Origin of the sequence: Flavisolibacter ginsengisoli DSM 18119, from assembly GCF_900129295.1 — a bacterium.
In the GTDB taxonomy this organism is placed as follows: domain Bacteria; phylum Bacteroidota; class Bacteroidia; order Chitinophagales; family Chitinophagaceae; genus Flavisolibacter; species Flavisolibacter ginsengisoli.
The window spans coordinates 93229-108691 of record NZ_FQUU01000002.1 but is presented as its reverse complement, the minus strand read 5'-3'; the positions used below and the strand labels follow the sequence as shown (position 1 = coordinate 108691).

At 40.0% G+C, this 15463-nt stretch carries 13 protein-coding genes; 12 read left to right on the top strand and 1 reads right to left on the bottom strand.

All coding sequences use genetic code 11. From position 1 onward, the window contains the following. The first annotated feature begins 39 nt into the window (after positions 1-39). From BUA53_RS02580 to BUA53_RS02520, 12 genes are all read left to right on the top strand, one after another. Complete coding sequence (locus BUA53_RS02580; RefSeq protein ID WP_084079766.1) at positions 40-2055, top strand: adenylate/guanylate cyclase domain-containing protein; 2016 nt, start codon at positions 40-42, stop codon at positions 2053-2055. 145 nt (positions 2056-2200) lie between these two features. Then, positions 2201-2806, top strand: a complete 606-nt coding sequence (locus BUA53_RS02575) for an HD domain-containing protein (protein WP_072833691.1) — start codon at positions 2201-2203, stop codon at positions 2804-2806. Positions 2807-2808: 2 nt separating this feature from the next. Continuing rightward, a complete protein-coding gene (locus BUA53_RS02570; RefSeq protein WP_072833690.1) occupies positions 2809-5547 on the top strand; it encodes an MFS transporter in 2739 nt (912 codons plus the stop codon). A gap of 20 nt (positions 5548-5567) precedes the next feature. After that, positions 5568-6026, top strand: a complete 459-nt coding sequence (locus tag BUA53_RS02565; RefSeq protein WP_072833689.1) for a Crp/Fnr family transcriptional regulator — start codon at positions 5568-5570, stop codon at positions 6024-6026. Positions 6027-6069: 43 nt separating this feature from the next. Beyond that, the gene (locus BUA53_RS02560) at positions 6070-6783 is read left to right on the top strand and encodes an ion transporter (protein ID WP_072833688.1); all 714 of its coding nucleotides are present in this window, start codon (positions 6070-6072) and stop codon (positions 6781-6783) included. 1174 nt (positions 6784-7957) lie between these two features. After that, positions 7958-9403 carry a Fe-S cluster assembly protein SufB gene (gene sufB / locus BUA53_RS02550; RefSeq protein ID WP_072833931.1) on the top strand — a complete coding sequence of 482 codons (1446 nt, stop codon included), beginning with the start codon at positions 7958-7960 and terminating at the stop codon, positions 9401-9403. Between the two features lie 27 nt (positions 9404-9430). Further along, a complete protein-coding gene (gene sufC, locus BUA53_RS02545) occupies positions 9431-10198 on the top strand; it encodes a Fe-S cluster assembly ATPase SufC (RefSeq protein WP_072833686.1) in 768 nt (255 codons plus the stop codon). 8 nt (positions 10199-10206) lie between these two features. Beyond that, positions 10207-11502: a Fe-S cluster assembly protein SufD gene (sufD, locus tag BUA53_RS02540; protein ID WP_072833685.1), complete on the top strand. Its 1296-nt coding sequence runs from the start codon at positions 10207-10209 to the stop codon at positions 11500-11502. A 4-nt stretch (positions 11503-11506) separates the two neighbouring features. Beyond that, positions 11507-12751 carry a cysteine desulfurase gene (locus BUA53_RS02535; protein ID WP_072833684.1) on the top strand — a complete coding sequence of 415 codons (1245 nt, stop codon included), beginning with the start codon at positions 11507-11509 and terminating at the stop codon, positions 12749-12751. Between the two features lie 2 nt (positions 12752-12753). Beyond that, the gene (locus tag BUA53_RS02530; RefSeq protein WP_072833683.1) at positions 12754-13191 is read left to right on the top strand and encodes a SufE family protein; all 438 of its coding nucleotides are present in this window, start codon (positions 12754-12756) and stop codon (positions 13189-13191) included. Between the two features lie 3 nt (positions 13192-13194). Beyond that, positions 13195-13512 (top strand): SUF system Fe-S cluster assembly protein, encoded by a 318-nt coding sequence (locus tag BUA53_RS02525; protein WP_245792996.1) that lies wholly within the window; start codon positions 13195-13197, stop codon positions 13510-13512. Between the two features lie 44 nt (positions 13513-13556). Next, on the top strand, positions 13557-14036 hold the full coding sequence (locus BUA53_RS02520; protein ID WP_072833682.1) for an RrF2 family transcriptional regulator: 480 nt from the start codon (positions 13557-13559) through the stop codon (positions 14034-14036). 37 nt (positions 14037-14073) lie between these two features. Here BUA53_RS02520 and BUA53_RS02515 read toward each other — a convergent pair whose 3' ends face one another. Continuing rightward, complete coding sequence (locus tag BUA53_RS02515; protein ID WP_084079765.1) at positions 14074-15273, bottom strand: MFS transporter; 1200 nt, start codon at positions 15271-15273, stop codon at positions 14074-14076. Between the last annotated feature and the right edge of the window lie 190 nt (positions 15274-15463).

Genomic DNA, 15463 nt, shown 5'->3' with positions numbered 1-15463 from the left:
TCCTGTGAAAACACCATTGCTTTTACCTAAACCAATGTTATGCACTGTAAAGGTTTATTGTTTGTCGCTTCCTTTTTTTTGGTCTTTCCTGTTTATGCACAGGAAGGCAGGGATGGAAATTTTACACGTGATACTTCCAGGATCAATAAATTGATTCAAAGTAGCAAGGAGCTTTTTAATACTGATCCCGCAGGGGCCATTAACCTTGCCACTGAAGCAAAAGAATTAGCAGCCAAAGTGGATTATCCCAAAGGGGAAGCCCTGGCGCTAAAGAATGTGGGACTAGCCTATTATTTCCAGGGCAAATACGTTGAAACGCTTAATTACTGGAAGCAATCATTGAGTATTTATGAAGCAATAAAAGATGATGAGGGAATTGCCAATTTGCTGAACAACCTTGGAGCCATTTATTTTAACCAGGGGGATAATGTCAAGGCCCTGGAGTATTATTTGAAGTCATTGAAGATAGCTGAGCATATTGGCAACAAGGAAAAGATAATGATGACCCTGAATAATATTGGTAATATCTACAGCTTAAAGGACGCAACTTTTGATAAAGCTCTATATTATTACGAGAAGGCTTTGCCCATTTGCGAACAGTTGGGTAATGCAAATGCCCTGGGTTCCATGTATGTGAACATAGGCAAGCTTTACGCCAAAAAGAATGCATTAGACAAAGCCCTTGCGCTCTATAACAAATCACTGGCAGCTTACGGAAAATCTGAGGGTAGTTCAGATGTATATAATGAGATTGGCGAGCTAAGAGCAAAACAGGGCAAATATGACCTGGCATTAAAAAGCCATACACAAGCCCTGGCAGTGGCCCAAAAATTCAATGTCACTTTCAATATAGTTCAGGCTTACCGTGGCCTTGGCAACATTGAAGCGAAGCTTGGTAATTACAATGCTGCCCTAAATTATTTCAATAAGGCAGAAGCGCCGGCTGTGGAAATTAAAGCCAATAGCATTCTCGTTGATCTTTATAAAGAAATTGCCAACGCTTATTCCATGACGGGGAATTTTGGTAAAGCCTTTGCCTATCAGAGTAAGTATTCAGATATAAAGGATACGATTTATAATGAGCAAACAGGCAAAAAGATAGGTTTACTGCAGATGGATTTTGATCTGCAAAAGAAACAGGGTGAAGTTGACCTCCTGACAAAGGATAAACAATTACAGGAGGTGGAACTAAAGCGTCAGCGACTAGCCAAGAATGCATTTATGGCTGGTCTTATATTCATCTTCATCATTGCTTTTATTATTTTCAGAAACTATAAGGCCAAGGTTAGGATCAACAAGATACTTGACCATCAAAAGGAGCAGATCGAACACCTGTTGCTGAACATACTGCCACAGGAAGTTGCCAAAGAATTGCAGGAAAGCGGCCGTGCCACACCAAGAGATTATGAGCGTGTATCAGTATTATTTACAGATTTTAAAGGATTTACATCACTTGCAGATAAAATGTCTCCTGCCGAATTGGTGGATGAACTGAATCATTGTTTCATGGCTTTTGATGATATCATTGAAAGAAACAAGCTGGAAAAGATCAAAACGATTGGAGATTCTTATATGTGCGCTGGGGGCATACCTACACCAGATAATGAACATCCCTACAAGATTGTAAAGGCCGGCCTGGAAATTCAGGAATATGTTATTCAAAATAACCTCCGCCGTATGGAAAAAGGTTTGCCACCATGGGAAATAAGGGTGGGCATACATGTGGGTCCATTGGTAGCAGGGGTAGTGGGGAAGAAGAAATATGCTTATGACATTTGGGGCAGCACAGTGAATATTGCCAGCCGTATGGAAAGTAATGGAGAGCCAGGCCTTGTAAATATTTCTTCAGCTACCTACGAATTGATCAAAGACAGGTTCCGTTGCAAATACCGGGGTAAGATTTATGCAAAAAATGTGGGTGAAGTTGATATGTATTTCATTGATGGAACAGTAGATGAATCAACAGAATCGCTGGTAGAACAACCCAGGGAAATAAATGTGAACAATCCCGATACTGAAATGCAAAAGTTTGACCTGGATACACTTTATGGATAAAGACCCTGGATTACTTTACTTGGTATAAAGAAGTAACAGGATGCCTGAGTCTTCATCTTCCTGTTGAATATGGGCTATGGCTGACAAAAACAATCAAGGAGTTTTAGAAAATAGTTATATTTAATTAAACCACACTTCCTGTCTAATGGTTCCGGATTTCCAAATAATTAAGGATAAAGTTCTTCATACACTTGCTGCATGTATAGCTCCCGGATTTACCTATCATAATGTGCAGCATACTGCAGAAGTGCTCTCTAATGTTGAACGAATTGCAAAGGAAGAAGGTATCACAGATGACAGAAGCCTGCTCTTATTAAAAATTGCGGCCCTATATCATGATATGGGGTTTTTAGTTATTAATAAAGGACATGAAGAAGTGAGCTGCCAGATGGCCCGTCATGACCTGGCAAATGGAACATTTTCAAAAGAAGAGCTAGACACCATTTGTTCCATCATTATGGCTACCAGGGTTCCTCAAACCCCAACAAACCACCTTGAACAGATTATTTGTGATGCAGACCTTGATTACCTGGGCCGGGATGATTTTGAAATCCTGAGTAATAAGCTAATGCTTGAATACCTTCAACAGGGCATTGTTACTACAGAAGCTGAATGGATGTCTGTTCAGTTGAAATTTATCGAGTCTCATCACTATTTTACCAAATCCTCCCAAAGAAATCGAAATCCAAAGAAATTGAAACACCTTGAAAACCTGAAAGCGAAAAAACAAGAATTCACTACTAATCAATAAATATGAAACCTACCAGCTTATTATTACGCATATTAAATGTGCGGACTAATGAATGGAAATTGGTTAAGGTTCTTTTTCTAATGGAGTTTTTCCAGGGGGCAGCTATTGCCTTTTTCTTCACTTCCGCATTCGCCTTGTTTCTTAATAAGTTTGATATTTCTGAGTTTCCCAAGGTTTTTATTTACTCCGCTTTTTTATTGTGGGTAGCTGGATTTATTTATTCAAAATTAGAGGCCAGGTTTACTATAACTGATCTTGCTAAGGGTGTCACCATTTTCATGGCTTTAAGTTTTCTGGCATTCCGTTTTGCTTTAAGTGCCATGCCCCCGGGATTCCTTTTTTTAATGATTGCCTGGTTCAATATGCTGTACCTGCTCAACAACCTGGAATTTTGGGGAATTACTTCACTTCTTTTTGATGTGCGCCAGAGTAAACGCTTGTTTGGACTGATTAGTTCAGGCGATATTCCTGCCAAGTTTGTAGGCTATACTATGGCTCTTTTACTGGTTAGCTATATTGGCACTGCAAACCTGTTATGGGTTGGCTTTTTCTGTATGCTGGCCTCTTTACCATGCATCATAATAATAGAAAGACTTGGATTGTTGAGCAAGCATGAGCATCATCATGATGTAAAGCAGGCCGCGTACCCCATCACGCACCTGGTTAAAAACTTTTCAGCAAATGTGCTTATACGCAGAATTGCTATTATGACAATAATTGCTTCAGCTACATTTATCATAGTCAATTTTGCCTTCTATGCTAAAGTAAAGGGCGCATTGCATAGTGATGTGGCTTTGGCACAATTCATTGCATTTTTCTTTGCTACCGTGCGCATACTGGCGCTTATTATTAAAATGATCTTTACCGGGCGATTGATCAATAGGCTTGGCATTATCAAATCTTTGCTTATAACCCCCTTGTTATTGATCCTGCTGGTATCAATTGTGCTAATCTCGGACAGGATCATTCAGCCACGATCCTTATCCATCTATCTCTTTGGTGCCATGGCCATCTTCGTAGATATCCTTCGGAGTTCAATCAATACCCCGGTATTCCTGACCCTCATGCAACCGCTTAGCACTCATGAACGCCTGAGGGCGCATACCATCACCAAAGGTATCATGGATCCGTTTGCATCATTACTTACCGGGATATTGCTGATAGTGATCCTGAAGTTTGATCCAGGCAAACACCTGGAAAGTTTGAATTATGTATTACTGGCACTTGGCATTGCCTGGATCATTGGCATCTATCGTATACACCAGCAATATTTAAAAACACTTTTAAAAACAATAGGAAACCGCTTTTTTTATAACACTGAATTTTCTGTTAATGATGCTTCTACGGTTGGCTGGATGAAAGAAAGACTGGGCAAAGGAACTGAGGCCGAGGCATCCAATGTTTTGAAACTATTAGCTTCCCATCCTAATATGTTTCACAATGAAATAGTGGTAGCTGCATTGGAGCACCCTTCTGAAAGAATCAGAACGGAAGCCATCAGGCTTATACAGCCCAGGAATGTGTCGAGGTTGAATGATAAGCTTCGGGAAATGCTACTCACTGCCACAGACCCGGTATTAAAAGCAGAGATCATTACTGCACTAAGCAGGGTTAATATCCGTGAGGATGAAATTCTGCCTTACATGGCCAATGAAGATAGCACTATACAACGAGCTGCTATAGTAGGCATTATTACCTATGGCGACAGGCAAAATAAAATGGATGCCCGCAACTTTTTAGTGAGCCTGCTACATTCCGGCGATCCTGAGAACAGGAGAAGAGGGGCCGCCATTTTACAGGACCTCAAAGAGGGCATCTATAAAGAGGATATCAAAAAGCTTATGGATGACCCTGATGAAAAGGTGCAACATGAAGCTTTCCTGGCTGCCGGCCTTAATGCCGAAGTTGAACTTTTACATATTGTATTGAACCGCTTCAATACCAATGAAAAAATGGTAATGAACTGTTTAAATGCATCCGGCGAAAATGCCCTGCCTGTTCTGGAAGATTTTATCATCAACCGCAAGGGTACATACAGGCAAACAGAAAAGTTGATTCGATTATTAGGCAGGATAGGAGGCAAGCGTTCCCAAAAAGTATTACTTGATCTTACAAGCAGGTTGCCTGGATTTCTTCACATCATTATCAAAACATTGTACTTATCAAATTATAAAGCCCAGGATGAACAACTGTCTTTCTTTGAGACCCAGGCACGTATATGCCTGAGCAATTGTGCAAGGATATTATACATGCAGCAATTGCTCCTGCCATACCAACATAAGTATCATTTACTTTCCCATTCGCTCGAATTAGAACTGGCCGGATTAAGGGACACATTACTATACATTTTTGCCATTTCATACGATCGTGAAAAGATAAAGGACGTTCGATCTGCATTTAAATCAGAACAGAAGGAAGCTATTGCCAATGCCATGGAAATAATTGAAATGTCTGTGAAAAAAGATATTGCCTATCATTTCAATCTCATTTTTGAAAATGCAGACATTGGTCATAAGACCTATGCACTTCGAAAATTGTATCCTTCCAGTTTCTTTACAACAATAGAAAATATCCTCAGCTCTATTTTGGGCACAGATGAATTTAAATACAACAACTGGACAAAGGCCTGTTCCATTTATACATCCAAAAAACAGCATCATTCAATTAATCATAATCTTATCAGTCGTTACATTGGAGCCGAACATCCATTACTAAGTGAACTGGCCCAATACGCTGTATAGGATAATCAAAAATTCGCACTATGTCTATTTCAAAAACAGAACGCCTGTTACTCATTGAAAAAGTACTCCTGCTTAAATCACTCAACATCTTTTCAGATACACCTGAAAATGTTCTTGCAGATCTTGCCCCGCTTATGCAGGATATGGAACTACCAGAGGATGCTGTAATATTTAAAGAGGGAGATTTTGGAGACAGCATGTATATTATTTACCAGGGCGAAGTGGAGATCTATAAATCCAATACTACCCTGGCCATATTAAAGGAAAAAGAAGTGTTTGGGGAATTGTCACTGATCGATTCTGAAAGCAGGAGTGCATCTGTGCGTGCCCATACCGATTGCTACCTCTTTAAAATTGACCAGGAGCCTTTTTTTGAATTGCTCGATTCACGCCCGGAGATAGCTAAAGGTTTTTTAAGAATGCTCTGTAAGCGACTCCGCATCCTTAATGAAAAATTTGACAAACAGAAAATGCAGTAATGTATTGGTTTCATTCAACGTGTCATAACAAGAACTGCTTATCATGCGTATAACCATTCAGCAAAGGCAGGCCCTGCATCCATTCAATATCCTCATAATGGTATTGTCTGTGTATGTGATCATTGCCTTGCTGATCAATACTTTTGCGCACCTTCCACCAGAAACATCAAAACTGTTACGGGATATCGATCATGCCATCTGTTTCTTCTTTCTTATAGATTTTATTGTCAGGTTCACCTCGGCAAAAAATAAGCTGGAATATATGAAATGGGGGTGGATAGACCTTATTTCGAGCATTCCCGTATTTGATGTTTTTGTAGCGGCCCGGCTTTTCCGGGTAGTACAGCTGTTGAGGGTATTGAGAGCTTTTCGTTCTATGCGCATGGTATTGAAATATTATTTCAGCAACAGGGTAAAAGGTGCTTTTACATCTATTGGCATCATTGCCATATTAATGGTCATATTTTCCGCCATTGGTATATTAAATGTTGAAAAGGATGCGCCGCATAGCAATATTAAAACGGCAGAAGATGCGCTCTGGTGGGCCTATGTTACCATAACTACTGTGGGATATGGTGATAAATTTCCGGTAACTACTGAAGGACGCATTATTGCGGTGGCGTTAATAACTGTAGGCATGGGTCTTTTTGGCACCTTCACGGCTTACGTGGCTTCCTGGTTTGTTGAAAAAAGGGAAGAAGATGAGTTGGACAAAGAACGGAAACATAAAAAAGACACTATAAAGAACTTTGATTGACTGGAATGGGATGAAAAATTGTGGTATCACCAAAGTCTCACTTCAAAAAATAAGATGGTCGGGGGAATAGGTTAAATACATTAAGACCTTAATTCCGGCATCATTATATAAGCAATTAGATTAATGTATTTCTATGGTATTTCATTCATGAATTGAGATCCTATTATCTTCTTACCAATTTCCTCATATAATAATGAAACCTTGAGTTTAAATACTGTTCCAGGAAAATTAGGATAGCAACCTGGGAGGTTTGCTGGTTAAAACAATAAAAATTGGCAACCTTATTTAGAACTGATCAGCTTAAAAGTTAGTGTATTTATGTACCGCCTTTGTGCCGCCTCTGCAACGGCTCTTTAAAGAGGCGTTACATAGGCGTTAGAAACACCCTTGATAGCTATGGCAAAGGCTATGAGTCAGTATCTAAAATCAATCTTTCTATATGCTTTCTGTTCTAATGGAAATGAGGATGTTTAGATATTGACAACAGAGCTATATAAGAATAGAATAAATCTTCAATGAATAATACAGGAAATCCGCATGTTTATTTTACTGACTTTGAGGCGTATATAAAAGCTTGAATATAGAAATTATCTAAATGGGGGTGAGCATTTCCCCATTTCTGCCATTCTCTTATTTATATCACTACCCTGGAAATTTGACTTTTCTACTTATCACCTTGTTAAAATACATGAGTGACAAGGAAAGCAAAACTGTTGCTAGTACCTTGAACCGGAATTGCAATGTATATGAAATATTACCGCATTTTAAAAGAATCACAGGCCGATGAACAAGACCATATAGATGGGCAGGAGTTTGAAAATGCTTGTTGGACAATATCACCAAGGTTGTTTTTATCCTGGTTTTTATTTGGATGGGTCATAATAACTGGGCTTTGCCTGTTAATTGGCGCCTTAATTCCAGTTTAGTTATCCTGCCTGGCTAAATTTATTATAGAAAGGGTGAGAAAAATCAGCCATCATTAACCCCGTCTGGACTAAATTGCAGCTGCTAAGGTCGCTATTACAATTTTTTAATAGTTTCTGACCTCAAGCCCCAAAGCAATTTCCATTTAAAATTTTCTTTAAACTTTAATCTTATAGACTTGTTTATACTTTTTAGTACAAATAGGCCTAACTTTGCATTTTAATTATTGGATCAGAAATACATGAAAGATATGAATGATGAGCTTTCTATCCTGGAGAAGACCGTTCTCTCTGAATATAAATATGGTTTTGTAAGCGATTTGGAGGCAGATGAAGCTCCTAAAGGCCTGAACGAGGACATTGTGCGCTTTATTTCAGCGAAGAAGAATGAGCCGCAATGGATGCTTGACTGGCGTTTAAAAGCGTTCAGTCAATGGCTGAAGATGAAGGAGCCTACATGGGCTAATATAAAATATCCCGCTATCGATTACCAGGATATTATTTACTATTCTGCACCTAAGCAAAAGATCAATCCAAAAAGTCTTGATGAGATCGATCCGGAGTTAAGACGCACGTTTGAAAAATTAGGTATCTCCCTTGACGAGCAAAAGCGACTGAGTGGAGTAGCAGTTGATGCTGTTATTGATAGTGTTTCCATCGGAACTTCTTTTAAAGAACAACTGGGAGAGTTGGGAATTATTTTCTGCTCTATGAGTGATGCTATCCAGAATCACCCTGACCTTATTAAAAAATATTTAAGCTCTGTAGTTCCTATTACAGATAATTATTTCTCTGCGTTGAACGCCGCTGTATTCAGCGATGGTTCGTTTTGTTATATTCCAAAAGGTGTGCGTTGTCCAATGGAACTGTCAACCTATTTCAGGATCAATGCTGAAAATACCGGGCAGTTTGAAAGAACACTCATTGTGGCAGAAGAAGGTAGCTATGTGAGTTACCTGGAAGGGTGTACAGCTCCTATGCGTGATGAGAACCAGTTGCACGCTGCCGTGGTAGAACTGATAGCCATGGAAAATGCAGAGATCAAATATTCTACCGTACAAAACTGGTATCCTGGTGATAAAGAAGGTAATGGTGGCATTTACAATTTTGTAACCAAAAGAGGTATTTGCAAGGGTGATAACTCCAAGATATCCTGGACACAGGTGGAAACGGGGTCTGCTATTACATGGAAGTATCCCAGTGTAATATTGAAAGGAGATAATTCAACAGGTGAGTTTTATTCTATAGCCGTAACCAACAATCACCAGCAAGCTGATACGGGCACCAAAATGCAACACCTGGGCAAGAATACAAAAAGCCGTATTGTTTCAAAAGGTATATCAGCTGGTTTTAGTAATAATAGTTACAGGGGTCTTGTACATGTGGGTAAAGGTGCTATCAATGCCCGGAACTTTTCACAGTGTGATTCCCTGTTATTAGGTGATAAATGCGGTGCGCATACTTTCCCTTATATAGAAGTGAAGAATAAATCATCCGTGGTGGAGCATGAAGCTACCACTTCCAAAATTGGAGAAGACCAGATCTTTTACTGCAACCAGCGTGGTATAGATACGGAAACTGCAGTGGCATTGATCGTGAACGGTTTTGCCAAGGAAGTTATGAACCAGTTGCCCATGGAGTTTGCAGTAGAAGCACAAAAATTATTAGCGATTAGCCTTGAAGGAAGTGTAGGTTAATCTGAATTGATCTTTAAAAATACAGACATGTTAAGCATTGAAAATTTGCACGCAGGTATAGAAGGCAAAAAGATATTAAAGGGCATTAACCTGGAGATAAAGCCAGGAGAAGTTCATGCTATTATGGGACCAAATGGTTCCGGTAAAAGCACTTTGGCTTCTGTATTGGCGGGACGCCCGGAATATGAAGTAACCCAGGGAAAAGTTGAATTTTTAGGAAAGGATCTTTTAGAGTTGTCTCCTGAAAAAAGAGCCGGAGAAGGTTTGTTCCTTGCCTTTCAATATCCTATTGAAATAGCAGGATTGAGCACTACCCACTTTATCAAAACTTCGGTGAATGAAGTACGTAAATACAGGGGACAGCAGCCATTGGATGCTGTTTCTTTCCTGAAGATGATGAAGGAAAAAATGGCCCTGGTGAATATTGAAAAAACATTATTAAGCCGTTCGCTGAATGAAGGCTTTTCCGGTGGAGAAAAGAAACGTAACGAGATCTTCCAAATGGCAATGCTGGAACCCCGGCTTGCAATTTTAGATGAAACAGATTCCGGCCTTGATATCGATGCTATCCGCATTGTATCAAATGGTGTAAATGCCTTACGGTCTAAAGACAATGCTGTTTTGCTTGTAACGCACTACCAGCGGTTATTAGATTATATCGTACCAGATTTTGTGCATGTACTCTACAATGGACAAATAGTAAAATCAGGACCTAAGGAACTGGCCTATGAGCTGGAAGAAAGAGGGTATGATTTTATCAAAAGTGAATTTCCTGCCATGGAAGAACTTAATTAATAAATGGAATGGACACTAATAACTTTTTTACAGAACATTTTAATAAGCTGCAGTCACAGGTAGGTAATGGTAACCTGCAGGAGCTTCGTCAAAAGGCATTTCATTCTTTCAATGAAAAAGGAATTCCTTTAGGTCGTAATGAGGAATGGAAATATACCCGTATCAGCAATCTTTTCAATAAACAATATACTTTTCCTCTTCAGCTTACTTCCATTTCAGAACAGGATCTCAAAGAACTGCGTCTGCCTGGCCATGAAGCAGCAAACGAGCTGGTATTTGTGAACGGTTTGTTTTCTGAAGTACTATCTAACATACGTTCTGCCTCTTTGCAGGTGCAACCACTGGAAGTAGCTGCACGTGGAGAATTTAGCAATATTGTTTCCGAGCATCTTGGACATAGCAGCGACTACCTCAAAGATGGTATCAATGCATTGAATACAGCTTTTGTACATGGTGGTGTTTTTATTTATTTGGGTAAGGGAAAGACATTGGAGCATCCTATATACCTGTATAACATCACAGATGCCAGAACTGGTAATATATTCTCGCAACCACGTAGCCTGGTATACCTGGCAGGTAATGCCAACGCACAAATAGTTGAAACGTTTAACACTATTGGCACCGGTGAAAGTTTTACCAATGGAGTGATGGAAATTGTGGTTGAGCAGGATGCCATGCTGGAGCATTATAAAATCCAGAACGACGCTTCTCATGCCAACCAGGTAAGCACCACGCATATAAGGCAAATCGGTAAGAGTTATGTTCATACAGTAACTATATCATTAAATGGAGGAATTGTTAGGAACAATCTTAATGTGGTACTGGAAGCAGAACATTGTGAAACTCATTTGTATGGTTTGTACTTTATAGGAGGGGACACACACGTGGATAACCATACCCTGGTAGATAACGTTACCCCACACAGCTTTAGTAATGAATTTTATAAAGGCATCATTGATGATAATGCAACAGGTATCTTCAATGGAAAGATAATGGTGCAGCGTTTAGCTCAAAAAACAAATGCCTACCAATCTAACAAGAATATCCTGCTCTCAGACGGCGCGAGTGTGAACACAAAGCCACAGCTGGAAATATTTGCAGATGATGTGAAGTGCTCTCATGGTTGTACTGTTGGACAACTCGATGAAGAAGGTATGTTTTACCTGCGTTCAAGAGGCATAAGAGAAGAAAAGGCTAGAGCATTACTTGTCCATGCTTTTGCAATGGATGTGCTGGAACATATTAAGCCCGCCGCTATACGCTCATATGTAGATCATTTGATTTCCGAAAGATTAGAAAGTTAATAGCATGATAACCACAGTAGCCCTGCGTGAAGAATTGGACGTTTATAGTATCCGGAAACAATTTCCTGTACTTAGCCGTGAAGTAAAAGGTAAACCATTGGTTTACCTGGATAATGCTGCTACTACGCAAAAGCCCCAGGTTGTTATCGATGCCCTGGTGGATTATTATTCTAATTACAATGCAAATATTCACAGGGGTATTCATACACTGGCAGAGGAGGCTACGGCATCCTTTGAAAGTACAAGGGATGCTGTAACCAGGTTTATTAATGCACCTTCAAGAGAACAGATCATTTTTACAAGGGGTGCCACAGAAAGCATCAACCTGGTTGCCTATACCTGGGGAAGGCAAAATATAAAAGCCGGGGATGAAATTATTATTTCTGCTATGGAACACCATTCTAATATTGTTCCCTGGCAAATGTTATGTGAAGAAAAGGGCGCTGTATTAAAGGTGATTCCTTTTAACGGAGCAGGAGAATTAAGGATGGATGTATTTGAAGAATTGATCAGCCCAAAAACAAAGCTGGTTTCAATTGTTCATGTTTCCAATTCACTGGGTACTGTAAACCCTGTAAAAGATATTATTGAAAAGGCGCACCAGGCAGGTGCAATAGTTGTGGTGGATGGAGCTCAGTCCACTGTTCACCTGGATATTGACGTGCAGGCCATGGATTGTGATTTCTTTGTTTTTTCGGGGCATAAATTATATGGTCCAACGGGAACTGGTGTACTTTATGGCAAGCAACATCTTTTAGAATCAATGCCACCTTTTTTAGGTGGAGGGGAAATGATAAAAGAAGTGAGTTTTGAAAAGACCACCTATAATGATCTGCCCTACAAATTTGAAGCGGGCACGCCCAACATAGCGGATGTAGTTGCTTTAAAAACTGCTTTTGAATTTATTAATGGAGTAGGAAAGCAAAAGATACGTGAACATGAAAATGCATTGTTGATTTACGCCACAAAGCAACTGGAAATGATACCCCAGCTGAAGATCATTGGACAGGCAAAAGAAAAGGTAAGCGTGATCTCATTTGTCCTTGACAATATTCATCCGCAGGATGCCGGTATTCTCCTGGATAATTCTGGTATAGCGGTACGCACTGGTCATCATTGCACACAACCGTGTATGAATATCTTCGGGATCCCCGGAACTATCAGGGCTTCATTTGCAGTATATAATACAAAGGAAGAAATTGATATACTGGTAAAGGGTTTGCATAAAGCCATCAAAATGTTGTCATAAGCATGAGTGAGGTAAAAAACATAGAAGAGGTAGAATCGGAAATTGTGGAAGAGTTTTCATTATTTGATTCCTGGGATGAAAAGTATGAGTATATAATAGATCTGGGAAAAAAGTTGGAGCCCTTAGAAGCTGAATATAAAGTTGATGAGAATAAGGTAAGAGGATGCCAGTCTACAGTTTACCTGGTAGCAGATTATAAGGAGGGAAAAATTTGGTTCAGGGCAGATAGTGATGCTGTAATAGTGAAAGGTTTGATCAGTATGTTGATAAGAGTATTGTCAGGTCACACACCTGATGAAATAGTGGAGGCTAAGCTTGATTTTATCAGGGAGATTGGTATGATGTCTCATTTGGCGCAGACAAGATCCAATGGTTTGCTTTCAATGGTGAAACAAATGAAGAATTATGCATTGGCCTTTAAGATCAAAACGCCGCAATAGTAAATGATGATGAACACTGAAGAATTAAAAGAAAAAGTAATTGAGTGTATTCAAACGATCTATGATCCGGAGATACCTGTTAATATATATGAGCTGGGCCTGATCTATGAAGTCTCGGTGTTGCCCATAAATAATGTGCAGATCGTGATGACATTAACAGCACCCGGCTGCCCTGCTGCTCAATCACTTCCAGTGGAAGTAGATCAGAAGGTGAGGCAAATTGAAGGAATAAATGATGTTCATGTGGCCGTAACATGGGATCCGCCATGGGACAAAAGCATGATGTCGGAAGCAGCACAATTAGAACTTGGATTTTTATAACAGAAGGGATACAAGAATTATTCAAACAGAAGAATCATTTATCAATGAAAATAACAGCTCAGGAAGAATATGGTTTGCGCTTGCTGATACGCATTGCCTGTTGCAAGGATGATACAGGCATGAGTATTCCGCAATTGAGTGAAGCTGAAGGGCTGACCCCTCCATACGTTGCCAAGCTCACGCGTATATTGCGTATGGAAGGTTTTATTAATAGTACTCCAGGTTATAAAGGAGGCTATATTCTTGCTGTACCTGCCAGCGAGATAAATATCAATAAAGTGCTTAAAGCACTGGGTGGGTCGCTTTTTGATCCTACATTTTGCTCATCACATGCGGGTACGCTTAAGATCTGTACTCACTCCATTGATTGCTCCGCCCGTTCACTCTGGCAAATGGTTCAATTCAGTATTGACCAGGTTTTGGATAAAATCAGTCTCCAGGATCTTGTAAACGCTGAAAAGGATTCTGCTAAAGTCTTAATTGACATCCTGGAGCAAAACACAGACACTGTAAAACAGGACTAAAATCCCAATAGAATTTTTCGCTGCTTATTATACAGTCTCAATTATAAACCTCTTGTTTTTTCCTTTGGAATTTTACCCTTATGCGTTTATATAAGGAATTGTCTGCTATCAGCACTACGATGATTCCAATAACGGCGATAATTAGAAAAGATATGCGCAGGCTGGATAATCCTGCCACTAAACCAATCATTGGGGGCCCAATTAAGAATCCAAAAAAACCAATGCTGGATACTGCAGCTAATGCCATACCTGGAGAAATGGTGGTGGATCTGCCAGCCTGGCTATAAACCAGCGGAACTACCGAAGAGACACCAAAGCCAACAATAAAAAATCCAATGATAGCGGTGGGCACATATGGAAAAAGAATGGCTACTGAAAGGCCGGTAGCTATCAGGAGACCGCTTAGCTGTATGGTTTTATTAAAACCTAACCTGCTTACCAATTTATCAGCAAGGAATCTTCCCGTTGCCATCGTGCACATAAAGGCAGTATAACCAGCGCCTATCCAGTTTTTATCAGCCATAACTACTTTTCTAAAATAGATCCCGCTCCAGTCAAACATGGCGCCTTCGCAGATCATACAGCAGAAGGCTATGATTCCTAGCTTCCAAAGAGTTTTGTCTGGCTTTGCGAAAAGCCGTGGGGTTTGACCAGGACTGGTTTCGTTTGGCAGCAGGTACCTGGAACAAATTGCTATGCCTGCTATGATAACAACCATAATAATGGTAAAATGCTGCAATGGCAAGATCCCATTACCTATCATAACCGTTCCAATGCCTGCAGCAGTGAATCCTGCAAAGCTCCAGAAACCATGAAAAGAAGCCATGATACTTCGGCCATACCTTACTTCAACGCCTACAGCCTGAGTATTAATGGCTATATTAGAAATGTTGCCCGCCATTCCAAAAAGAAGGAGATCTCCAATTAAAAAACCTGTACTGTCAGCAAAACCCAATAGGACCAGGCTTGATGTATATAATAACAACGCTATAGAGGCTATTCTTTTGCTGCCATACCTTGTAACCAACCATCCGGACAATGGCAATGCTATCATGGATCCGGCAGGAAGTGCAAATAATACCATTCCAAGTAAAGCATCAGAAAGATCCAGATGTTGCTGTATGCTTGGTATGCGTGATGCCCATGTGGCAAAGCAAAGCCCCTGGAGGAAAAACAGACATCCAACAGCCAACCGGAATGACCTGTTTAATTTTTGAGAAGAAGGGATAGCTGCCATATCTTATATTAAAAGTACAACCCCTGTGGCAGGGCGATCCTATTCATGTAACAGCAACCAATAAAGGAATTAGAAAATATTGTCAAATTTAAGCGCATTTTCATGCCCCCGGTGATAAGAAGAATAGGCTTCTCTGTTTTTAGCCTTTTCTTAAATAAAGTTGGGGTATGATATGCGGTTTGGTCTCTGC